The organism is Paenibacillus darwinianus (genome assembly GCF_000598065.1).
GTDB classification, from domain to species: Bacteria; Bacillota; Bacilli; order Paenibacillales; family Paenibacillaceae; genus Paenibacillus_I; species Paenibacillus_I darwinianus.
On sequence record NZ_KK082140.1, the window covers coordinates 1 to 22554 of the forward strand.

General features: G+C 57.4%; 22 protein-coding genes and 1 riboswitch. Of the genes, 1 reads left to right on the forward strand and 21 read right to left on the reverse strand.

Annotated elements, in window-relative coordinates:
- The 15 genes from BG52_RS04470 to pth form a co-directional block, all read right to left on the reverse strand.
- Nucleotides 1-1433, reverse strand: a 1433-nt coding sequence (locus tag BG52_RS04470; protein WP_144340733.1) for an oligosaccharide flippase family protein, incomplete at its 3' end; no start/stop codon positions are given.
- A gap of 184 nt (nucleotides 1434-1617) precedes the next feature.
- Nucleotides 1618-2160, reverse strand: coding sequence for a stage V sporulation protein T (spoVT, locus tag BG52_RS04475; protein ID WP_036584050.1), 543 nt, complete (start codon nucleotides 2158-2160; stop codon nucleotides 1618-1620).
- Nucleotides 2161-2538: 378 nt separating this feature from the next.
- On the reverse strand, nucleotides 2539-3690 hold the full coding sequence (locus tag BG52_RS04480; protein WP_081793571.1) for an agmatinase family protein: 1152 nt from the start codon (nucleotides 3688-3690) through the stop codon (nucleotides 2539-2541).
- Nucleotides 3691-3761: 71 nt separating this feature from the next.
- On the reverse strand, nucleotides 3762-4565 hold the full coding sequence (locus BG52_RS04485; RefSeq protein WP_223298916.1) for an ABC transporter ATP-binding protein: 804 nt from the start codon (nucleotides 4563-4565) through the stop codon (nucleotides 3762-3764).
- Nucleotides 4566-4611: 46 nt separating this feature from the next.
- Nucleotides 4612-5412 carry an ABC transporter permease gene (locus tag BG52_RS04490; RefSeq protein ID WP_036584055.1) on the reverse strand — a complete coding sequence of 267 codons (801 nt, stop codon included), beginning with the start codon at nucleotides 5410-5412 and terminating at the stop codon, nucleotides 4612-4614.
- 7 nt (nucleotides 5413-5419) lie between these two features.
- Nucleotides 5420-6436, reverse strand: a complete 1017-nt coding sequence (locus BG52_RS04495; protein WP_036584056.1) for an ABC transporter substrate-binding protein — start codon at nucleotides 6434-6436, stop codon at nucleotides 5420-5422.
- Nucleotides 6437-6505: 69 nt separating this feature from the next.
- Nucleotides 6506-6657, reverse strand: a riboswitch (guanidine-I (ykkC/yxkD leader).
- Nucleotides 6658-6788: 131 nt separating this feature from the next.
- The gene (gene urtE / locus BG52_RS04500) at nucleotides 6789-7484 is read right to left on the reverse strand and encodes an urea ABC transporter ATP-binding subunit UrtE (RefSeq protein ID WP_036584057.1); all 696 of its coding nucleotides are present in this window, start codon (nucleotides 7482-7484) and stop codon (nucleotides 6789-6791) included.
- Entirely contained in the window at nucleotides 7462-8244 is a 783-nt protein-coding gene (urtD, locus tag BG52_RS04505) for an urea ABC transporter ATP-binding protein UrtD (protein ID WP_036584060.1), read from the reverse strand. The genes urtE and urtD overlap by 23 nt, the downstream gene beginning before the upstream one ends.
- Nucleotides 8210-9280: an urea ABC transporter permease subunit UrtC gene (gene urtC, locus BG52_RS04510; protein ID WP_036584101.1), complete on the reverse strand. Its 1071-nt coding sequence runs from the start codon at nucleotides 9278-9280 to the stop codon at nucleotides 8210-8212. The genes urtD and urtC overlap by 35 nt, the downstream gene beginning before the upstream one ends.
- Nucleotides 9281-9336: 56 nt before the next feature.
- Nucleotides 9337-10245, reverse strand: coding sequence for an urea ABC transporter permease subunit UrtB (gene urtB, locus BG52_RS04515; RefSeq protein ID WP_036584063.1), 909 nt, complete (start codon nucleotides 10243-10245; stop codon nucleotides 9337-9339).
- A gap of 164 nt (nucleotides 10246-10409) precedes the next feature.
- Nucleotides 10410-11657, reverse strand: a complete 1248-nt coding sequence (urtA, locus tag BG52_RS04520) for an urea ABC transporter substrate-binding protein (protein WP_036584067.1) — start codon at nucleotides 11655-11657, stop codon at nucleotides 10410-10412.
- 356 nt (nucleotides 11658-12013) lie between these two features.
- Nucleotides 12014-13135: a peptidylprolyl isomerase gene (locus BG52_RS04525; protein WP_051587895.1), complete on the reverse strand. Its 1122-nt coding sequence runs from the start codon at nucleotides 13133-13135 to the stop codon at nucleotides 12014-12016.
- Nucleotides 13122-16640 (reverse strand): transcription-repair coupling factor, encoded by a 3519-nt coding sequence (gene mfd, locus BG52_RS04530; protein ID WP_036584070.1) that lies wholly within the window; start codon nucleotides 16638-16640, stop codon nucleotides 13122-13124. Before mfd ends, BG52_RS04525 begins: the two co-directional genes overlap by 14 nt.
- A 239-nt stretch (nucleotides 16641-16879) precedes the next feature.
- Nucleotides 16880-17110, reverse strand: a complete 231-nt coding sequence (locus BG52_RS04535) for an anti-sigma-F factor Fin (protein WP_036584074.1) — start codon at nucleotides 17108-17110, stop codon at nucleotides 16880-16882.
- Between the two features lie 54 nt (nucleotides 17111-17164).
- A complete protein-coding gene (gene pth, locus BG52_RS04540; protein WP_036584104.1) occupies nucleotides 17165-17725 on the reverse strand; it encodes an aminoacyl-tRNA hydrolase in 561 nt (186 codons plus the stop codon).
- Between the two features lie 88 nt (nucleotides 17726-17813).
- On the opposite strand from pth, the gene BG52_RS04545 reads away from it, so the two are divergent.
- A complete protein-coding gene (locus BG52_RS04545; protein ID WP_223298917.1) occupies nucleotides 17814-18056 on the forward strand; it encodes a hypothetical protein in 243 nt (80 codons plus the stop codon).
- Between the two features lie 92 nt (nucleotides 18057-18148).
- Here BG52_RS04545 and BG52_RS04550 read toward each other — a convergent pair whose 3' ends face one another.
- The 6 genes from BG52_RS04550 to BG52_RS04575 form a co-directional block, all read right to left on the reverse strand.
- Nucleotides 18149-18802, reverse strand: a complete 654-nt coding sequence (locus BG52_RS04550) for a 50S ribosomal protein L25/general stress protein Ctc (protein ID WP_036584077.1) — start codon at nucleotides 18800-18802, stop codon at nucleotides 18149-18151.
- Nucleotides 18803-18885: 83 nt separating this feature from the next.
- Nucleotides 18886-20286: a bifunctional UDP-N-acetylglucosamine diphosphorylase/glucosamine-1-phosphate N-acetyltransferase GlmU gene (gene glmU, locus BG52_RS04555; protein WP_036584080.1), complete on the reverse strand. Its 1401-nt coding sequence runs from the start codon at nucleotides 20284-20286 to the stop codon at nucleotides 18886-18888.
- A gap of 139 nt (nucleotides 20287-20425) precedes the next feature.
- On the reverse strand, nucleotides 20426-20713 hold the full coding sequence (gene spoVG / locus BG52_RS04560; RefSeq protein WP_036584081.1) for a septation regulator SpoVG: 288 nt from the start codon (nucleotides 20711-20713) through the stop codon (nucleotides 20426-20428).
- A 130-nt stretch (nucleotides 20714-20843) separates the two neighbouring features.
- Entirely contained in the window at nucleotides 20844-21236 is a 393-nt protein-coding gene (locus BG52_RS04565) for a RidA family protein (protein WP_036584083.1), read from the reverse strand.
- A 22-nt stretch (nucleotides 21237-21258) separates the two neighbouring features.
- The gene (purR, locus tag BG52_RS04570; RefSeq protein ID WP_036584086.1) at nucleotides 21259-22086 is read right to left on the reverse strand and encodes a pur operon repressor; all 828 of its coding nucleotides are present in this window, start codon (nucleotides 22084-22086) and stop codon (nucleotides 21259-21261) included.
- A gap of 85 nt (nucleotides 22087-22171) precedes the next feature.
- Nucleotides 22172-22554 (reverse strand): 4-(cytidine 5'-diphospho)-2-C-methyl-D-erythritol kinase (locus BG52_RS04575; RefSeq protein WP_397310884.1); only part of this gene is annotated, 383 nt, incomplete at its 5' end.

Below are 22554 nucleotides of genomic sequence, written 5' to 3' on the forward strand. Positions count from 1 at the left end.
AGGGCCGCGGCTGTGAAGGCAGCCACGCCGGCCCAGGCTGCGCCCGCGATACCGAGCGCGGGCACGAGCGCGAGATTGAGCGCAGCCTTCAGCAGCGCGCCGAGCAGCAGCATGGCGGCCGACAAGCCGGCGCGGCCAAGCCCTTGCAGGACCGCGGCCGATACGGCGCTCACGGTCGCCGCCCAAGCGGTGCCGCAGACGACCGCGAAGGTGCCGCTGGCCTGATGGTCGGCATACAAAGCCACGTTCAGCGGATCGGCCAGCAGCACCAATCCGACTGCCGCAGCCGCGCCGGTCCACCAAGCCGTTCGGACTGCCAGCGATGCCTGCTTCCGCACTGCGTCCAGGTCGCCCCTGGCGCTGGCCGTCGCCAGCACCGGCACCAATGCGCCGGCCACAGCGCCCGCAACCATCACGACCAGCTGGACGAGCGGCTGTCCGCGGCTGTACAATCCGAACGCGGTCATTGCCTCCGCTGCCGAAGCGCCTTGAGCCGCAAGCAGACGCGGCACTGTAAAAGCATCCACGATGCCGGCAACGGGAACGGCAATCGACCCGAGCGCGGCGGGCAGGCCGACTGCGGCGAGCCGCTTCATCTCCGGCCATAGGCCGGCTCGGCCCTCACGGCCCTTGCGTCCCGCATCTCTCGCCGGCCAAAGGGGAGCATTGGGTTGCAGCCCGTCGGCCCTGCGATACACAACGACCGCCTTCGCCCGTATGCGCCGCCACCACAGCGCCATAACCGCCAGCCCCGCCGCTCCGCCGAAGGCCGAGCCCGCCGCCGCGCCCGCCGCCAGCGATCCGTCGCTCCAGCCGGCTTGCCACCCGATGCCGAGCAGAATCAGCATGGCGGCCACACGAACGGTCTGCTCGACCACCTGGGAGACGGCCGACGGCTCCATTCGGTGCAAGCCCTGAAAATATCCGCGCAGCGCCGCCATGACCGGAATGAACCACAGGGCGGCGGCCGATGCTTGCACGGCGGCCGCCGCCGCCCTGTCACCGATCCAGGCAGCCGCGCCGTCGGCGCCGGTCCACATCAGTGCAAACCCGGCCGCCCCCGTCAGTCCGAGCAGGACAACGGCCGCCCTCACCAGCCGCCTGCCCCCTTCGGCGTCGCCCCGTTCCATCCGCTCCGCGACGATCAGCGACACCGCCGTCGGTATGCCCGCAGCAGCCAGAAACAGCAGCAGCTGATAGAACGGATAGACCGCGTTGTACAACCCGAACACACGGTCACCCGCCACGTTCTGCAGCGGAATTTTCTGCAACGTGCCGATCGCTTTCGATACGAGCGCCGCCCCGCCCAGCAGCGCCGCTCCGCGGACCCAAGCGCCGCCGGGTCCGCCAAGCCGTCCGGCTTCTCCCTTCTCGAAGGTATTCATATGAGGCCCTGCCGCCTCCTTGCGCGCTTCCATCGCTAAGTTATTCACCGCCTGGGTTCATCCCCCGCCCGCCTGCATGAACGGACCCATAATGTCCCATTATACCCCAAAGCGCAAGCCTGCACAGGCCCCGCAAGCCAACCGCCGCCCCCGCGCTGCAACCGCACGCAAAAAAGCTCCCGCTGCCGCGCAAACTTGCGCTTATCCAGGGAAGCTTTTGTCGGCATTCGTCTTATTGCTCCATCTGCTTGGCCAGAAACCCGGCCGCCGTCTCCGCCATCTTGGTCTCCATCTGGGCCATCTTCACATTCTCATCCTTGCTGACCAGCGCCACGGCGCCGATGGGGTCGCCGCCCGCTATAATCGGAGCGATCACAATTGAGCTGTACTGGTCGGGCAGATCCTTGACGAGTTCGAACGAGCCTCCGCCCGGCTCGAACAGCGTCTTCCGGTTTTCCATGCATTGCTCGAGCACCTGACCGACTGACTTGTCAAGAAATTCCTTTTTCGATACGCCGGCTACGGCTATGAACGTATCGCGGTCGCAGATGAGCGTCATATGGTTGGTGCTCTCATTCAGCGATTCGGCGTATTCCTTGGCGAAATCGCCAAGCTCGCCGATCGGCGAATATTTCTTCAGGATCACTTCTCCATCGCGGTCGACGAAAATTTCAAGCGGGTCGCCCTCCCGAATGCGCAGCGTCCGGCGGATTTCCTTCGGAATCACCACACGGCCGAGATCATCGATGCGGCGAACAATTCCAGTTGCTTTCATGTCTAGATGCCCCACTTTCCTCGAAGATGTTGAATCGACTGGAGTTACGGACCGCCTGCGGCCGTCCGGCTTTTCTATAGGGAATGGGAGTACGTGTGTCGGCGTTACTGACCATAGTATTCATCCCCTCCCATTTTCTTATGCGCGCAGTCGAACGCTTCCGCCACCCCCGCCTGCCATGTAAAAGCAAAAGCGGCGCCGCTCCCACCCAAACGGCGCCATCGGCGGCCTTCACCCGGTAATGTGCTGCAGCGGCAGGCCGGACGAAACCATCGCGCCAACCGAAAACATCCCGCTGCTCATCGAAGAGCCGCAGGATGTCTGGGAAGCATAAACGTGACCGGCAAGGCTTGCTCGATTCCGTTTAGCCCCTCGCTTTTATTTACCGCCGATCTTGCCGCTGTCCACCATTGTCGCCAGCACGTCCAGCACCGCTCTCGCGGCTAGAAGCGCCGTCGTGTCGCTGATATCGTAAGCCGGCGCAACCTCGACGACCTCCATTGCCGCGATGCCTTCCTTGGCGACAAGGCCCATCAGCTTCAGCGCCTCGCGCGGCAGGAAGCCGCCGGGCTCCGGCCAGCCGGTGCCCGGCACGAAACCGCAGTCGATCGAATCGATGTCAAAGCTGAGATAGACGGTTTTAGCGCCTTTCCATGCGACTTCCAGCGCCATCTCCGCCACCTTGTCGATGCCGAGCGACTCGACGTCGTTGATCGTCATGATCGTCGTGCCGCGCTCCCGTCCGACCTGCACGCCTGCGCGAGGCACCTGCCAGCCGCCGATTCCGATCTGCACCAGATTGACCGCAGGGGCGTTCGGAATGTTCGTGGCATGGAACCAGGGAGTGGTATGCATCCGCTCGTCCATATCCTTCTCCTGGATGTCGATATGGCGGTCCAGGTGGATGATGCCGACGTTCCCTTCCACGTTCTCCGCCACCCCGCGCAAGCATGGAAAGCCGATGGAATGATCGCCGCCGAGAATGACCGGCATCGTGCCTTTGCTCATGACGTGCGAAACCGCTTTGGTGATCTGGTCGAAACTTTTCTCAATGTTCGCGATCGTAAATACGTCGCCGAGATCGCACATTTTCAATTGCTCGCGCAGATCGACGCCGAGCTCGTAATTATAGGTCTGGTAAAGCGCGGAAATGCGGCGGATCGCTTGCGGACCGAAGCGTGTTCCCGAGCGGTATGTTGTGCCGATGTCGAACGGAACGCCCATGATGGCAACGTCATACTCGCCGACCCGATTGACATCCTCCAGATAAGGCAGCTTCAAAAACGTGTTGATGCCGGCATAATGCGGCAATTCGCCGCGGCTGAAGGTCGAAATTGTCCGGTCGCCGATGCTGGGTGCAGCCTCAAGGCCGAGCTCCAGATTCCGGCGGATTTCCTCGTCGTGACGCGCAGTGGATAATCCCGCTTCCTTTGCCGCCGCTTGAATGCCGTGCAAATCCCCGCGCTCGAAGCTCGCTTCGTCCTGAATCGGCCTGCGGTAATTGACTCCGTGGTTATCGAAAAATCCCATGCTGCCAGTCCCCCTCGAATTAGGATTAAGGATGATGAATGAATGATAATGCGCGCCATTGCACAATCGTGCTAATGCTTCAGCAATTGCGCCAATTCTCGTTTCAGCGCCAGAAACTCGGGGCGCTCCCGCACCTCCGGGGTGCGCTCCGCCGGCAGCCTTACCTGAAACTCCTTCAGAATGCGGCCCGGACCCGCTCCCATCACAACGATGCGCTGGGACAGAAAGATCGCTTCGTCGATGTCGTGCGTAATGAACAGCACGGTCGTTTTCTCCTTCTCCCATACGTCCAGCAGCATCTCCTGCATCTCCAGCTTCGTCTGGGCGTCGAGGGCGCCGAATGGCTCATCCATGAGCAGCACCTTCGGACGGTTGGCCAAAGCTCTGGCGATCGCCACACGCTGCTTCATGCCGCCCGACAGCTGCTTCGGATAGGCTTTATCGAACGCTTCGAGCTTGATGACGCGAAGCAGGTAGCTTGATACGCCGCGACGGTCCAAGATCGGCACACCTCTGAGCTTCAGGCCGTACTCGATGTTCTCGCGGACGGTCAGCCAGGGAAACAGCGTATAGCCCTGAAACACCATACCGCGGTCGGCGCCCGGCCCGATCACTTCTTCCCCATCGAGCAGGACGGTTCCCGAGGACGCATCCTCCAGGCCGGCTACAATGCGGAGCAGGGTCGATTTCCCGCAGCCTGACGGACCGAGAATGGTTAAAAACTCGTTGCCTCCAACGGTAAGCCGGATGTCGCGAAGCGCTTCGAACCGGCTTTTCCTCGACTCGTACGCTTTATGGAGCCCGAGGATCGTAATTTCCCCGGGAACCGCTTCCGGCTGCGCCGTCCCGCGATTACGTGCCGCTTGATCCATCATATCCCCTCCTTTACCGCTCCACACGCCCGTCGTTGCGTCTCGATCGTTACGCCCATGGGAACAGGCGGCGGTTCAAAAATGCGAATATCCGGTCGCTGATCAAGCCGAGCAGGCCGATCACGATAATGCCAACGAAAATTTGCTCCGTGTTCAGAAACCGCTGGGCTTTCATGATCGCGAAACCGAGACCGCTGCTTACCGCCACCAGCTCGGCAACGACGAGGTACGTCCAGGCCCAGCCGAGAATCAGACGCATCGTATTCATCAGCTGCGGCTGTATGGCCGGAATGATCACCGTCTCGATCGCCTTCCACCGACCCGCCCCCAGGGTGAAGGAGGCATGCAGCAAATCCTGCGATACACGGCGCGTATTGTCGGCCACCATCAGCACAAGCTGGAAAAAACAGCCGATAAAGATCAGCAGAATTTTCGCCCACTCGCCGATCCCCGCCCACACCATAATAAGCGGGATGAAGGCGACGGCCGGCATGTAGCGGATAAATTCCATCGGCGGTTCGACCAGCGCCTCGCCGAATTTGAAGGTCCCGGCCAGAATGCCGATCGGAATGCCGATCAGACAGGCTAACGCGAATCCGGCGCTGACCCGGAATACGCTGATGCCGATATGATTCCAATACTCGGCGCTGCCCAATTGGCGAATCAGTTCCATAAGCACTCGTTGCGGCTGGGGCAGAAAAACCGGGTTGACGGCTTCCGTATAGCTTAACAGGGACCAGACCGCCAGCAGGAAGACGAATGACAAGCCCGCCGTTATGGCATACGGCTTATTTCCGATGTCTTTGTAAATCTGAAACCTGGGCGGTTTCCGGCGTTTCGGCGGGTGCATAAGCGATTCACCTCCCGGCGGATTTTATCACGAATTGCGGGTCGAGCAGCGCTTCGATATCCTTGATGTCTCCGATCATATCGAGGTTTTTCAGGAACTTAGCCGTTTGCGCCCCCGTGTAAGCAAGCGATGTGTAATCGTCGCCTTTCTCGAATGCCTTGACGTTATCCTCCGGCGTAAACAGCTTGATGCTGTCGAGTCCGAGCTTGAAATCGTCCGGCGTCGTTTCGGCTTTGCCCGCGAGCAGCTTAATCGACTCCTCCGGATTGGCCTGGAAGTAGTCCAGCGCATCGAACCAGGCGTCGACGATTTTCTGAACGTCCTCCGGACGCTCCTTCACCACGCTTTCGCGGAAGACGAGCAGGTCCGGAATAAGTCCGGGCGTATCCTTCGAGGAGAAAAGCACCTTGCCATTGCCCTCCTTGACCGCCTTCGTCTGGAACGGCTCCCACAACACCGCCGCGTCAATGTTGCCGGAGATGAAAGCCGGTCCTGCGTCATTAACCGTCATGTTGACGTAATTGATGTCGCTCTCCTTCATCCCGTTCCGATCCAGCGCCGTCAGAAGCAGCAGGTGGTCGACGGTGCCGAGCTCCGTCGCGACCGTTTTCCCCTTCAGATCCTGAATGCTGTTGATGTCCGTTTTGCTGACGATGGCGTCGCCGCCGAACGAGTTGTCGTTCACGAGCACCGCCTTCAAGCCGATTCCCCGCGATGCGGGCGCAAGCGTATCGCTTAACGTCTGGCTGTTCGCGTCGACCTTCCCGGTAGAGAGCGCCTGCAGCGAATCGCTGTACACCGGGAAAAACTCCAGCTTTACCTTGACGCCGCGCTTCTCGAAAAATCCTTTCTCCTCGGCCAGATACCACATGTACCAGCCTGGCCATGGACTGAGCGCAATCGTGATGGGCTCGCCGCTTCCGGCCCCCGACGTTTCCTTCGCGCCGCCTCCGCAGGCAACGATCGTGAAAGCCAGTACCAGCATCGTCAACAAGGCAAGCATTTTCCTGCCCGCTTTCTCCATCTGTACCACTCCCCTAGGTTAAATGTACGGCTCCTTGCCTGCCGCAAAACCAATAAAAGCCTGGGAGACGTCTCCCAGGCTTTTATCCCTCCGTGTTATATGGGCTGACCGCCGTCCCGTCCCATACGCCGTCTCTCGGACCAGCTTGATGCGCGAGGCCTCGACCCGGCTATCGGAGTCTCAGCTTCTGCAGGATCAACGGAACCCTAGACAGCTTTTGCGCTTCCGACAGAACTCTCTCGTCCCCAAGCGGAAGCTTTATTTGATTGTAAAATAACCTAACATTTAACCCTAGTTTAAAGCGAATTATTCGTTCTTGTCAATGATTATGTTAGATATTATTACACAAATGCTAAACAGTCAAATATTTCAGCACGATTTCCTCGTTCAGCTCGTCGAGACCGCCCTTCCATGCTACCGAGCCCTTCTCCAGAATGTAGAAGTAATCCCCGACGCTCCGGACGAACTCCAGGCTTTGCTCCGCTAGCAGAATCTCCGTCTTCCCCTCCGCTTTGATCGAACGGATCACATCTCGAATGTCCTCGACGATCGAAGGCTGTATGCCTTCGCAAGGCTCGTCGAGCAGCAACACCTCCGGCATCGAGGCCAACGCCCGCGCGAACGCAAGCTGCTGCTGCTGCCCGCCGCTCAGATCGCCGCCCCGCCGTGCGTACATCGCCGGCAGCACCGGGAAATTCGCTACAGCCTCCGCCGGGATTACCGTTGTCTTCGACTTGCTTGCCTCCAGACCGAGCAGCAGATTCTCATAAACGGTCAGCTGCGCAAAAATTTCACGGCCCTGCGGCACGTAGCCGATTCCGCTTTTCGCGCGGTAGCCGGGCGTCCGCTTCGTCACATTTTCCCCCTTGTAGGAAATGCTCCCCCTGCGCGCCTTGAGCACGCCCATCACACTCTTCATCAGCGTCGTCTTGCCGACGCCGTTACGGCCGAGAAGACAGACCACCTGCCCCGGCCCTACCCTCAGCGACACGTCCCGTAAAATGACGCTCTCGCCATAGCCCGACTCAAGCTGTTGTACGGCCAGCATCCGCATCCCGCCTTTTGCCCAGATAGACCTCCGCCACCCGGTCGTCTCCCTGCACTTCGTCCATGGAGCCTTCCTTCAGCAGCTTGCCTTCATGCATAACCGTCACCTTGCTCGCAAAGTTCCGGACGAACTCCATGTCATGCTCGACGACCACGACCGACCGCTTCTTCGCGATGGCATGAAGCAGCTCGCCGGTCTTGTCGGTTTCCTTATCCGTCATGCCCGCAACCGGCTCGTCGAGCAGCAAAATTTCCGGCTCCTGCAGCAGCATCATGCCGATCTCCAGCCACTGCTTCTCACCGTGGGACAAGCGGCCGGCCCGCCACTGCGCCTTCGCCTCCAGGCCGATCATCGCAAGCTGGTTCATCATCCGCTCGCGGTCCTCGTTGCGCATTCTAGCCCTGAGCGTCGCGAACACCCCGCGGTTCTGGCTCATCGCGATTTCAAGATTTTCGAACACGGTAAGGGTATGAAAAATCGATGGTGTCTGGAATTTGCGGCCGATGCCAAGCTCCGCGATGGCGTGCTCCTTTTTGCGGGTAATGTCGACCGAGCCTTTGAACAGCACCTTGCCGGCCGTTGGCCTCACCTTGCCGCAGATCACGTCCAGCATCGTCGTTTTGCCCGCGCCGTTGGGCCCGATCAGGAACCGGAGCTCCCCCCGCTTCAATTCAAAATCCATTCCTTGCACGGCCTTGAACCCGTCGAACTCCACCGTCACGGCGTTACAATGCAGAATAATGGACGCCTTCTCCTTCATGCTCCATCCCCCTCCTCTTGCGCAATTTGATCTGCGGGAATAATCCCGCCAAGCCCTTCGGCAGAAATACGACGACGATGACGAACAACAGGCCGAGAAACATCGTCCACAGCTCCGGGTACGATTCGCTGAATGTGCTTTTGGCGGCGTTCATCAGAATCGCGCCCAGCGCGGCGCCGATCAGCGTGCCGCGGCCCCCGATCGCAACCCAGAGCACCATCTCGATGGAAGGCACGATCCCCATCATCGACGGCGAAATGATGCCGACGTGCAGCACGAACAGCATGCCCGCCAATCCCGCCAGAGCTGCCGATACGCAAAACACGAGCATTTGGTACACCGCCGGATTATAACCGATAAACCGCGCCCGGTTCTCACCGTCGCGGATCGCCCGCATGACGCGTCCGAACCGGCTTCCCACGATATAGCGGCACAGCACGAAAGCGGCGAACAACGCGATAACCGTAACGAAATACAGGATTTGCTTCGTTTCCGCCTTGCCGAGCGATTGGCCGAAAAGCGTGCCGAAGCCCGTCACGCCGTTCGTTCCGCCCGTAAAAGCCTGCTGGCCGATAAACAGCGTCGTCGTGATGATGACGAGCGCCTGTGTCAGGATCGTGAAGTACACGCCCCTGATCCGGTTCCGGAACGTGAAGAAACCGAGCACAAGCGCGAGCAAGGCGGGGAGCAGCAGGCCGGCGGCCACCGCAAAGCCGAAGCTCCCGAACGGCTTCCAGAACCATGGAAGACTCGTCAGGCCGCTCCAGTTCATGAAGTCCGGCAGCTTGCCGCCGCTCGCCTCCAGTTTCAGATACATCGCCATCGCATAGGCACCGAGCCCGAAAAACACACCGTGTCCCAGGCTGAGAATGCCCGTGTAGCCCCATATGAGATCAAGCCCCAGCGCCACGATCGCAAACGCCAGAAATTTAGCCAGCAGATTCAGCCGAAAATCACTCAAATACAGCGGCGCGCAGAACAGCGCGACGGCAGCCGCCGCATAGCCGATCAGCACAAGGATGCGCTGCGGCGTCATTGTTCGCATTTGCAATTCCAAGCTGCATCACCTCTTCTTCATTTGTCGCTTCCGGGTCAGGAGTCGAGCGAGCGCGTTCGCATCGCCACAAGCCCTTTCGGCTTCCATTGCAGGAACGCCACGATGCACAAAAATACGAGCACTTTGCCGAGCGACGCGGTCGTCCAGTATTCGAACAACGTATTCGTCATTCCGATGCCGACGGCGCCGATCACGGTGCCGATTAATTTACCGACGCCGCCCAGCACGACGACCATGAATGCATCGACGATGTAATACGTGCCGAGCGAGGGACCGATCGGCCCCATCAAGGTCAGCGCGCATCCGGCAATGCCAGCGATACCCGAACCGATCGCGAACGTGAGCGCGTCCACTCGCCGCGTCGAAACGCCGAGGCAGGCGGCCATGTCGCGGTTCTGCATGACAGCGCGCATCCGGCGTCCGGCATGGCTGCGGTAAATGTACAGGTACATAACGAACAGCGTCGCTGCAACCAAGCCGATGATGAATATGCGCTTATACGGAAACACGAGGCCATCCATCACCGTCAATCCGCCGTTCAGCCATTCAGGACTCGTCACCGCCACGTTCGGAGCGCCGAAAACGGTACGCGCAAGCTGCTGCAGCACGAGAGCCACCCCCCAGGTAGCGAGCAGGCTGTCGAGCGGCCTTCCGTACAAAAAACGGATGAGCGAAAACTCCAGCAGCAAGCCCAGCAGAAAAGCCGCCATAAAGCTGACGGGAATCGCCGCAACGAAATACCAACCGAACATCGCTTCCGGGAACAGGTCCTTGAAAAGGGTCTGCGTCACGTATGTCGCATACGCGCCGATCATGATCAATTCGCCGTGCGCCATGTTGATGACGTTCATCAGGCCGAACGTGATGGCCAGGCCCAGCGCGATAAGCAGCAGGATCGAGCTCACGCTGAGTCCGTTGAACATTTGCAGAATCGTAACGTCCATAAATTCACCCCTTTATCGCTTTAGAGAAAAACAAAGGAAGCATCCGACGGCTCGAACACTTCCTCTGCTTCGACCCAGATATGATAGCCGGAGGCGGCATGCGCCTCTTCCCGCGCTTCGCCTCCGAACGGTGCTGCAAGGTTACCTGAATTGCGAGATTGCCGTCATTCCGCGCTCAAGCTGGCCGCCCAGTCGTAGCCCTTGAGGTAAGGGTCCGGTTTGACCGGTCCATCCGTCGCAAAAATTTCCTTGAACTGGCCGTCGGCCTGAACCTCGCCGATCCGCACCGTTTTGTAAATATGCTGGTTGTCGCCGTCGATCGTCACCTTGCCGCCCGGCGCATTGAATTCCAGTCCTTTGGCTGCTTCCTTCACGGCCGCGACGTCCGTGGAGCCCGCTTTTTCAACCGCTGCCGCCCACAGATAAACCGCGATATAACCCGCTTCGATCGGATCGGCCGTTACACGGTCCTCACCGTAAGCTTTCTTGTAATTGGCAACGAATGTTTTGTTCTCGGGCGTGTCGGTCGTCTGGTAGTAGTTCCAAGCCGCCAGATGGCCTTCGAGCACATCCGTGCCGATGCCGCGAATTTCCTCCTCCGCCACAGACACCGATAGCGTCGTGAGATCCTTCGCCGTAATGCCGGCGTCCTTCAGCTGCTTGAAGAACGCCACGTTGCTGTCGCCGTTAAGCGTGTTGTACACGATATCCGGATCCGCTTCTTTAATTTTGCTGATCAGCGTGCTGTAATCCGTGTGGCCCAGCGGGGTGTACTCCTCGCCCACCAGCTCGCCGCCCTCGGCCTTCAGCTGCTCCTTGATAATTTTGTTGGCCGTGCGCGGGAAAACGTAGTCGGAACCGAGCAGGAAAAACTTTTTGCCGCGGTTCTCGAGCAGCCAGGTGACCGACGGCACAATCTGCTGGTTCGTCGTTGCGCCCGTGTAGAAAATGTTCGGCGAAGACTCAAGCCCCTCGTACTGAACCGGATACCAAAGCAGTCCGTTCAGCTCCTCGAACACCGGGAGCATCGCTTTCCGGCTTGCGGACGTCCATCCGCCGAACACCGTTGCGACTTTATCCTCGGAAATGAGCTTGCGCGCTTTCTCCGCGAATGTCGGCCAGTCGGAAGCGCCATCCTCCACGACCGGCACCAGCTTCTTGCCGAGCACGCCGCCTTTGGCATTGATCTCCTCGATCGCCATCATTTCGGCGTCCTTTACCGACACCTCGCTGATCGCCATGGTGCCGCTGAGCGAGTGCAGAATGCCGACCTTAATCTCACCGCCTTCCGCTGACGTGTTCGTTTCACCGCCGCTTGCCGGCACGCTGCTGTTGTTTTTTCCGCATGCTGCCAATACCAAACTCATCGCCAAAAGCACAAGCAAAACCCCGGACCAGACCGATTTCTTCATTCTCCCACTCCCTAAACATTTACTTTTCCCGAACGTTTGTATGAATTTATGTTCTTTCTTTCGTTCGTTGTTGATGATTATAGGGATATGTATACTCTATGTCAATATAGTTTACACAAAAACCCGTTGACTTGAGAAATTCAAGTCTGTCTTGGTTTTTTATCAGTTTAATGTTAGTTTTTATTGAATAAATCCATCCTACGATGCTATAAATGTAATAATACCTAACACAATTAACAAATCCGAAGGCAGTTGAACCGTGCGCTTGCCTTTCACCGGAAAAGACAGCACCCAACGCATGACAAATAACCCGGAGGAAGTTATCCCCCGGGTTGTCTGTGGATGAAGCCGCAGCTTTATTTAGCTGTAGTACCCTCGTTCTGGCCGCCATTATCGGTTGCGCTTTTGTCGGTCGCTCCGCCGCTCGTCGTTCCGTCTCCGGTCTGAGGCGTCTCTTGCGGAATATTCGTCTTGATCGCCAGCTTGTCCTGCTCGGCCTGCATGAATTCGTTCAGCTTCGGCGCAAGCAGCGTCTGCTTCAGTTCCGTTTTCGTTTCTGCGGTGATCGTATCGAACGTCGCGACATCACGCTTCTCAACCTTCATCACATGATAGCCGAATTCCGTCAGAACCGGCTCGCCGATCACGCCGATCTTCTGCGTATTCGCCGCTTCTTTGAAAGCAGCTACCCATTTCTTGGCTTGGGTAGGCGCATAAGCGCCGCCGTTATCCTTCGAGCCCGGGTCGTCGGAGTATTCCTTCGCAAGCTTCGTCCAATCCCCGCCGGCATCGAGCTTCTTCTTCACTTCCTGTGCCCGCTTCAGCGCTTCCGCTTCGGTACGAAGCTCTTTGCCCGTCGCCGAATCCGACGTTGCGACCAGAACGTGACGCAGCGTAACCGTATTGTAGTCCGCCGGAGCCTTATTGAACTCGGCCTTGACGTCCTCATCCTTGATTGTGCCCTCGAGCTCCTTCGATTTCTTCTCGATCACCTTGCCGGCAGCGATCATCATTTCGGCGAAGGTCGCCGATTCCTCGGACGTCAGCTTCGACTCCGCCATCTTGTCCTTCAAATCTTTGCCGGTATCTGCGCCGAGCGCCTTATCCAGCTCGCCTTTGAACTTATCGGCTTCTTCCTTCGCCGCTTTCTTCTCTTCATCCGTCGCCTGCTTCGAAAATTCCTTATACACGATATAACGCTGGAGTTCCTGCTCCTTGAATTGGGGAATGGACAAATACATAGCCGTCTGCGGATCGGTGATTTCCATAAGCGTGACATACTTGTTGAATTCCGTCTCCGTCACCTTGCCGCCATTCTTGTAGGTCGCCACGGTCTTCGCGTCATTGCCGCCCGGAGCGGCCGTGCCCCCTTCTGTCTTGCCTTTGCCGCAAGCAGCCGCCAACGTCACGACAAGCACAGCCGCGAGTAGCAGCAGCACGCCGCGTTGCCATGCCGATTTGTGTTTATTGAACAACATCTTGTAGTTCCCCTTTCGGTTTAAGAGCCTCATTAAATTGTACCAGAAAACGCTCAAGCATTTCCAATTTGTCCGTATCGGTGAGCCCTTTGCCCCGCAGCTGGATGAGCGGAGTGACGCCGTCGGCCGCAAACGAGCGGCCAAACCGGTTCTCGAAAGCCTGGCACAGCTTGTCGACCTTCTTGGTGTCCATCCTAGCCGCTTCCTCCTGCGTAAATTTCAAGGCAACATCCTCTCCGCGCTGGGAAATGAGCTCGATGCCGTATTCGCGGCCATACCATTTCAATCTGGCAACGGCAAGCAAATGGTCGACCGCCTCCGGCGGATCGCCAAACCGGTCAGTCAATTCTTCACGAAGATCTTCCGTCTCTTCTACTGCGCGGATCGCCGCGACCTTTTTATAGATTTCAATTTTCTGAATGCTGTCATAAATATAATCAGACGGCAGGTACGCATCTATACCGAGGTCAATCTGCGTGTTTGTCTCCTTGACCGCCGCTTCTCCGCCGTTCATCTCCGCTTTGCGTTTGGCGATCTCATCGGCCAGCATCTGCGAGTACAGATCGAACCCCACCGACGCGATGAACCCATGCTGCTCCGCCCCCAGCAAATTGCCCGCGCCACGGATGGACAAATCCCTCATTGCAATCTTGAAGCCCGAGCCCAGCTCGGTGAATTCCTTGATCGACTGCAGTCTTTTCTCCGCAACCTCGGTCAGCACCTTATCGCGCTGATAGGTGAAGTACGCGTAAGCGATCCGGTTCGAACGGCCGACCCGGCCCCTCAGCTGATAAAGCTGGGACAAGCCCATCTTGTCCGCGTCATGGACGATCAGCGTATTGACGTTCGGGATATCGACGCCCGTCTCGATGATGCTCGTGCTGACGAGCACGTCCGATTCCCCGTCTAGGAAATCGAGTATCGTTTTCTCCAGCTCCTGCTCGGACATTTGACCATGCCCGACCGCCACCTTCGCATCAGGCACCAGCGACGTAATCTGCTCCGCCATTTGATGGATGCCCTGAACCCGGTTGTACAAATAATACACCTGGCCGCCGCGGGCAAGCTCGCGCTCGATCGCCTCCCGCACCAGAGACGCATTGTATTCGACGACATAGGTCTGAACCGGGAACCGGTTCTCTGGCGGCGTCTCGATCACCGACAGATCTCGCACGCCAAGCATTGACATATGGAGGGTTCGCGGAATCGGCGTCGCCGTCAGCGTCAGCACATCGACATTTGTTTTCAGTTTCTTGAGCTTCTCCTTATGGGATACGCCGAAACGCTGCTCCTCGTCGACGATCAGCAGACCCAGATCCTTGAAAATAATATCCTGGGACAGCAGCCGGTGCGTGCCGATCACAACGTCCACCGTACCGGTCTTCAGCCCCTTCATCGTTTCGTTCTGTTCCTTGCGCGAGCGAAAACGGCTCAATACCTGAATATTAAATGGGTAGCCGGAGAATCGTTCGCGGAACGTCTCGTAATGTTGCTGGGCGAGAATCGTCGTCGGCACAAGCACCGCAACCTGCTTGCCTTCGATCGCCGCCTTGAACGCCGCGCGGATCGCCACCTCGGTTTTGCCGTAGCCGACGTCCCCGCACAGCAGCCGATCCATCGGCCGCGGGATTTCCATATCCTTTTTGATCTCTTCAATCGCCCGCAGCTGATCCCGCGTCTCGTCATACGGGAACATCGCCTCGAACTCCTGCTGGTACGGCGTATCGTTCTGGAAGCCAAAGCCCCGGGCGGACTGCCGCTCCGCATACAATTTAATCAGGTCGTCGGCAATATCCTGAACGGATGAGCGGACCTTATTCTTCACCCGCGTCCATTCGCTGCCGCCGAGCTTATACACCTTCGGTTCCTTGTCTTCGGAGCCGACATATTTCTGGATCAGATCAATCTGGTCGATCGGCACCGACAGCTTATCCCCGCCGGCATACGTAATATGAAGGTAGTCTTTATGAATGCCGCCGATCTCAAGCGTGCCGATGCCCATGTATTTGCCGATGCCGTGGTTCTGGTGAACGACGTAATCGCCGACCTTCAGTTCGGTATAGCTCTTGATCCGCTCCGCGTTATCGATCTTCTTGTCGGTGCGCCGGGCCGCTTTGCGCTGCTTCTTCGAGAACATTTCCCCTTCGGTAATGACCACCAGATGCGACGACGGCAGCTCAAAGCCGCTTTGCAGGTTGCCTTCGATCAGGAAGGGCAGATCGATGCCGTAATCCATCAGCACCCTTTTCATCCGCTCCATCCGCTCCGCGCTGCCCGCCAGCATGATGACATTCGCATGCGCCTTGCGCCAGCGCTCCATTTCCGCCTTCAGGACATTCATCTGCCCGTGGAAGTCCTGCATCGCCCGGCTGACGATATTCAGAATGTTCTGCGGCTGGGTATGCGGAATTTGACGCAGAAACAGCGATAGAAATAACGTTGGAAAAGGCCGGTGGTACAATACTTCTTCCCCTTCTCTGGCGAGCGCGAGGCCAGGCAGCGACTTGCCGTTCTGCAGCAAATGCGTCGCCCACTCCGATTCGTCGCGCTCCAGCTGCTTCGCCGTCTCGATCAGCCGGGTAGGCTCATCCATGACCAGCAGGGTGTCGTGCGGCATGTAGTCGAACAAGGTCTCCCGCTCGGGATAAAGCAACGCGATATACTTATACATTTCCGCGAAGTAAACCTGCTGTCTCAGTTTCTCCAGCTCTGCGCCGATTTCCTCGCGCAGCCGCTCCTTGGCCAGCCGGTCGGACATTTTCTCCAGCTGCTTCTCCAGCAGCTCGGCCGCATGCTGCGCCGCATTCCTCTGCCTCCGCTCGTCCGCCATCACTTCCTTGGCCGGCGGTATGACGAACGCGTCAAGCTTATCGATCGAGCGCTGATCCGCCGGGTCGAAGGTGCGGATGGAATCGACCTCGTCGTCAAACCACTCCACACGGTAGGCGAACGGCGACGTCAGCGGATAAAAATCGGCGATGCCGCCCCGCACGCTCATCTCGCCCTTCGATTCCACCCGGTCGACGCGCTCATAGCCAAGCTCCACCATTCGGCGCAAAAATGTCTCCAGGGGCATCGTATCGCCGACCTTCAGCGGAATTTGCGCTTCCTTCATGAACGCGCGTGTCGGAAGAAACCGCCGCACGCCGGAGAAAGGCACGACGACAACCCCGCGATAGCCTTGCGACAAACGAATCAGCACATCCATTCGCTGCGCCAGCGTCTCCGGACTTGAGATAGCTGCTTCCGCCGCGACGAGCTCGTTCGCAGGGTACAACAGCACCTCATCCGAAGACAGGCATTCCTGCAAATCCTCGGTGATCTTCTGTGCGGCAAACATGTTGTGCGTTACCACAAGCATCGGACGGCTAAGCTCACGGTTCAGCACCGCGATCATCACCTGCCGGGATGAACCCGCCAAGCCGGATACCATCTGCTCCCGCATCCCCTGCCTGTAGCCGGAAAGCACATTCTGCACATCACGATCGGCCGCAAAAGCCTCCATTAATGTCTTCAACGTTCGGGCACCCACTTTCTTTTCAAACGGACGACATGCGCATAAACGCCCCCAGCCTTCGCGCGGCCGGGCGCGTACGTATGCGCTTTTATACGTAATAGGATTGCTTCAATCGATTGCTTAACGGGAAAATAGCCTCGGCGTTCACGCCAAGGCCGTGCGTCGGCCTCCGGGATAACCCGGCCGCCGACTCGTCGGTGTGTCGTTCTTGCCCGTCATGGCCGCCGCTATTGAAGCGGACTGTGCACGAGCAACAATTCGGGATTGGCTTCGAGCGCCTCCCGGCAAAAGTCGCAGGCGACCCGTACCGTAACGTCGCCGTTTGCGTTATACGCTATTATATCGCTGCGCTCCTCGGGGGTCAAGAAATGGAAGCCCAGACGCGCTTCTGTCAAACCCTCCTGCTGCAGCGATCCGATCGGGGTCCGGCAATGCCGGCAAACATAATGTACGGCCATTGTATGCCTCCTGGGGGTCGGGTATACCCTCAGTATGCCCGATTTCACCGGAAACTAACGGTTATATCGGGCCATGGTCTCGTCATAAGGATGGTTGAGCGCATATTCGATAGCGTCGCAAGCCGTCTCTACCATTGCGTGCAGCTGCTCCCGCTCCGCCTTGTCGAAGTTGCTCAATACATAATCCGCGATGTTGAAACCGGGCGCGGGACGCGAAATCCCCATCCGCACCCGATTGAACGACTGCGTGCCGGTATGCTGGATGATCGATTTGATGCCGTTATGGCCTCCGGCGCTGCCTTGGTACCGCAGCCGGATTTTGCCGAGCTCCGTATCGAGATCGTCGTACACGACGATGATATCTTCCAAAGCCGCTTTGTAGTAGTCCATGAACGCTCTCACCGATTCTCCGGAGAGGTTCATATAGGTCATCGGCTTCAACAGGTAAACCTTGATGCCGCCGACATTCCCCTCACCCATGAGCGCCTTGAATTTACTTTGATTGATGGAAATCCCCCATCTGGCCGCGAGCGCATCCACCGCCATAAATCCGACATTGTGCCGCGTCGTTTGATAAGAACCGCCGGGATTTCCGAGACCGACAATCCACTTCACCGTCATTCGCCTCATTTCGATCCGAAAATTTTTTTTGTCATGCAACGAAAGGCTCTTCCAAATTGTCATTATAGGTAGAGGTGATAACATGACCAATGATATCATGCCGGATTTGTACGAGGAAACCACGATCTACATCAACGGACAGCACTTGTTCGAGGATCGGCATTTCCTGGACCATATCGAACACGAGGTGCCGATCCAAATCTATTGCGAGCGCGAACACAGCGACATCGGCTTTATTGAACAATTTAGCGCGGATTATGTCAAAGTGAACAACGTGTTCTATAACCGGGATCAATTCACCTTTATATCCCGGCCAGGCTACTGAGCCGCATACCCAAAAAAGCAACATAGGCTGCCCCGGCGCCTTACGCGGTCGGGACAGCCCATTTTTGTCGGAAGGATGCGGTAGAGTCGAGTTCAGGCCTCGGTTTTGACTTCCTCGGCTTGCGCCTCTTTGGCGCGTGCTTCCGCTTCCTCCGCCTCCACGGCGGCATCTTCCGCCTCTTCTTCCGTGATATCCTTCTGCGGTGTGAGGATGGTGACGACGACCTGCTCGGGATCCGACTTCAATAGAACGCCCTTCGGCAGCTTCAAATCGCTTATCAGGATATTTTCCCCGATTTGCATATTCGATACATCCACCACGATAGATTCCGGAATATCCCGCGGCAGACATTGAACGTCCAACTCATGCAGCATCAGCTGCAGAATACCGCCTTCTTTGTCGCCCGGCGCTTCGCCCACGACTTCCAGCCGCACCTGGGCCTTGACTTCTTCATTAAGGTTGATTTGATGGAAGTCGATATGAAGCACGCCCCGCGACAGCGGGTCGCGCTGCACGTCGCTCATCATGACCGGCTGGTTTCCGGCCGAAGGAAGCTCAAGCTCAAGCACGGCATTAGGGTGCGAGCGGAGCAGGTGGAGCAGCTCCTTCTCGTTAACCGCAATGGCCGTCGGCTGCTTGATATTTTTACCGTATACGACACCGGGAACCTTGCCTTGTTGCCGCAACTGGCGTAAATCCGACTTCGTTTGAACCTGGCGTTTCTCCGCCTTCATCGTAAACGTCATAGGGAAACCTCCTTCGATTCGCTGGGATATCCCTATATTGTTACCCATTCAGACGGCAAACTAATCGCGCAGGGAACTTATGACTAGACCTTGCCGTTGTGTTCTTTCTTCAGCTTCGCTTTGGATCGAATCCGATCCGCGTAGCCGCGCTTGTTGACCTGCCGTTCCCGCGCAATCGCTAGATCGCCGGGATCCACATCCTGGGTGATTGTCGAACCGGCTACCACATAAGCGCCTTCACCGATTTTGACCGGGGCGATCAGATTGGTGTTGCTGCCGATAAACGCGTTGTCTCCGATTTCCGTAATCGACTTGTTAAACCCGTCGTAATTGACCGTTATTGCGCCGCAGCCGATGTTCACGTCCTTGCCTACAACGGCGTCTCCGACGTAGGAGAGATGCGAAACCTTGCTGCCATCCCCCAGCGAAGCATTCTTGAGCTCGACGAAATCGCCGACCTTACAAGCTTTGCCGAGCTTCGAGCCGGGGCGCAGATTGGCGTAAGGACCAACCGCGCTCTCATCCCCGACCTCGGCCTGCGTGAGCACCGAATGCTTCACGAGCACGCCGTCGCCCAGCACGGAGTCGGTAATATCCGCATTCGGACCGATCACGCAATCCGTGCCGATGACGGTACGGCCGCGCAGGACGGTGCCGGGATAGATAACGGTATCGGCACCTATCATCACGCCCGATTCGATATAAGTCGCAGAAGGATCCTGTACCGTCACGCCATTCAGCAGATGACGGCGAACGATGCGCTCGCGCATCAGCTTCTCAGCCTCGGCCAGCGCCACCCGGTCGTTGACGCCAATGGCTTCCGCCAAATCGTTCGTGCAATAAGCTTGCACCGTCTCGCCGGCGCGCTTGAAGATCGCGATCACGTCCGTTAAATAATACTCGCCCTGCGCGTTGTCGTTCTTGATCTGTGCAAGTGCATCGAACAGCTTCCGGTTATCGAAGCAATACGTCCCCGTATTAATCTCCCGCACTTCTCTCTCCTCGGGGGAGCAATCCTTATGCTCCACGATCCGCTCCACGGCTCCGCCCCCGCCGCGAATAATACGACCGTATCCAGCCGAATTTGCCAGTTCGGCCGTAAGGATGGTCGCCGCCGCGCCGCTGGACGCATGAAGCGCCAGCATCGACTGAATCGTGGCCGGCGTCACGAGCGGCGTATCGCCGCAAATCACGATTGTCGTACCCTCTTCGCCGCCGATCAACCGTTCGGCCTGCCGTACAGCATGCCCTGTGCCCAATTGCTCGGGCTGCAGGACACATTCCGCCCTGTCTCCAACGTAGCTCTGCACAGTCTCCGCGCCGTGACCGACGATTACAACCGTCTGCTCGCAAGCCGAATCCCGCACCGTATCCAGTACGTGTCCAACCATCGGTTTGCCGCATACCGGATGCAACACTTTATACAGCTTCGATTTCATACGCTTGCCTTGACCTGCCGCAAGCACAATCGCCATTTTCTTCATCGGATGCTCTTTCCTCCCCAACCTGCGGTTGCCTGTTAGAGGCTCATCGCAAGCCCGTATGGATTTCACCTGACTATATCATTTTTTCCGCACAAAAGAAAAGAGAGCCCTGGGCCCTCTCTTCTTGAACAACAGGATTTCACGCACCTTCTTCGATTGCTGCTTCTTCCTCCGTGGCTGCGCGCTCATATTCGGCGAGAACGGCGGCTTGAATCTTCTCGCGCGTCGTCGACGAAATCGGGTGAGCGATGTCCCGGAATTCTCCATCCGGCGTACGTTTGCTCGGCATAGCCACGAACATCCCATTGTTCCCGTCAATGACGCGAATATCATGGACAACGAATTCATTGTCAATGGTGATCGAAGCGATCGCCTTCATTCGTCCTTCAGAATTTACACGGCGGAGTCTTACATCGGTAATTTGCACTCTGTGTTCACCACCTTTGCCTATCGAAGACTTGGTGTATAATTCCACACTTTCGAGCGAAATCCTTCTTATATTTGGAAATTTTGCGCCGGTTTTTAAAATAAATTTTCAGAGAATTTCGTATTCGATTCTATTCGACAGAGATCGATGCGATCACCTCGATTTCGACAAGCACATCCTTCGGAAGCCGGGCTACTTCAACGGTTGAGCGGGCCGGTTTATGGTCGCTGAAGTAGGAAGCATAGATGTCATTAAGCGCACCGAACTGGTCCATGTTCTTAATAAATACGGTAGCTTTAACGACGTCTCCGAAACTCGCGCCCGCCGTCGCCAGCACCGCTCTTAAATTCGCAAACACCTGATGGGTCTGCTCTTCTATTCCGCCCTCTACAAGAGCGCCTTCCGGCGTCAACGGAATTTGACCTGACGTGAATAATAAATTACCGATTCTCATGGCTTGCGAATATGGCCCGATCGCTGCGGGCGCCTCCGCCGTCGATACCGGTTCCGGTCGTTGTCCCATTCTTGCATCCGCCTTTCCGTCATTAAGGTTGAAAATAATTGCCCGGCACCACCGTGGTTTGCTTGGTCTTGAGATCGACGTTCGTTAGCTTGGCGAGCGAAATGTAATCCTCGAGCAGCCGTTCCTCGGTGCCGACCTCTCCCGACTCGACGAATACGCCGACTCCCGCAACCGTGGCGTTAAACTCGGAAAGAAGATCCACCATGCCCTGCACCGTGCCGCCCGCCTTCATGAAATCATCGATGATAAGCACCCTCGAACGATCCTTTAGCGCCCGCCTTGCCAGCGACATCGTCTGGATGCGTTTGGTTGAGCCCGACACGTAATTGATGCTCACCGCCGAGCCTTCCGTTACCTTGTTGTCCCGTCGCACGATGACGACCGGAAGATTCAGATAAGTCGCGGTCGCATAAGCGAGCGGAATACCTTTGGTCTCAACGGTCATAATAACGTCGATGTCCTTGCCCGCGAAGGCCGAAGCAAAAATACGGCCGACCTCGCCCATCAGCGCGGGCTGTCCGATCATATCCGTCATGTATAAATAGCCGCCGGCAAGCACCCGCTCGGGCTGCTCCAATTGGCGGCAAATACCGTGCATCGTGCGGAGCGCGGCCGTTTTGTCCGTTTTCGGTATATACTTTACGCCCCCGGCCGCGCCGGCCAACGTGTTCAACTCGCCCAAACCTTCGCCTTCAAACACTTCCTTGATGATGGCAAGATCCTCGCTGATCGATGATTTGGCGGATTGATACCGATCGGCGAATGCTGTCAGCGAAATTAACGTATGGGGACGAGCCAATAAGTACTGTGTCATTTCCACCAGTCTCGCACTGCGCTTCAATTTCTTCAACGGCTATCCCCCCCCCGATAAAATCCGAATATTATAATGACAATATAACATTTTTATACGGTTTTTATCAAGAAGAACGTCATTCTCATGTCAGCATTCTTACCACGTACACTTCCTTACAGAAGCCCCTTAGACCGTTATAGATGCGCGCAACCTTAGCTTCCTTGGCTGCAAGGCCAAATACGGTCGGCCCGCTGCCCGACATCAGCACACCGTCGGCGCCGAGGCGCAGCATGCTTTCTTTCAGCTGACGGACCTCGGGATACAACCCCAGTGTCACCGATTCCAGCACATTGCCGAGACTGGCGCATACGTCGGCGAACGAACCACGTTCGATCGCCGACAGCATAACCGAGGTGGACGGGTGCTCTTGCAGCTCCGCTGCGCGCAACCGCCCATATACATCCGCAGTCGATACGTTGATCGGCGGCTTCGCAAGCACCACCCAGCATTGCGGCGGATTTGCGA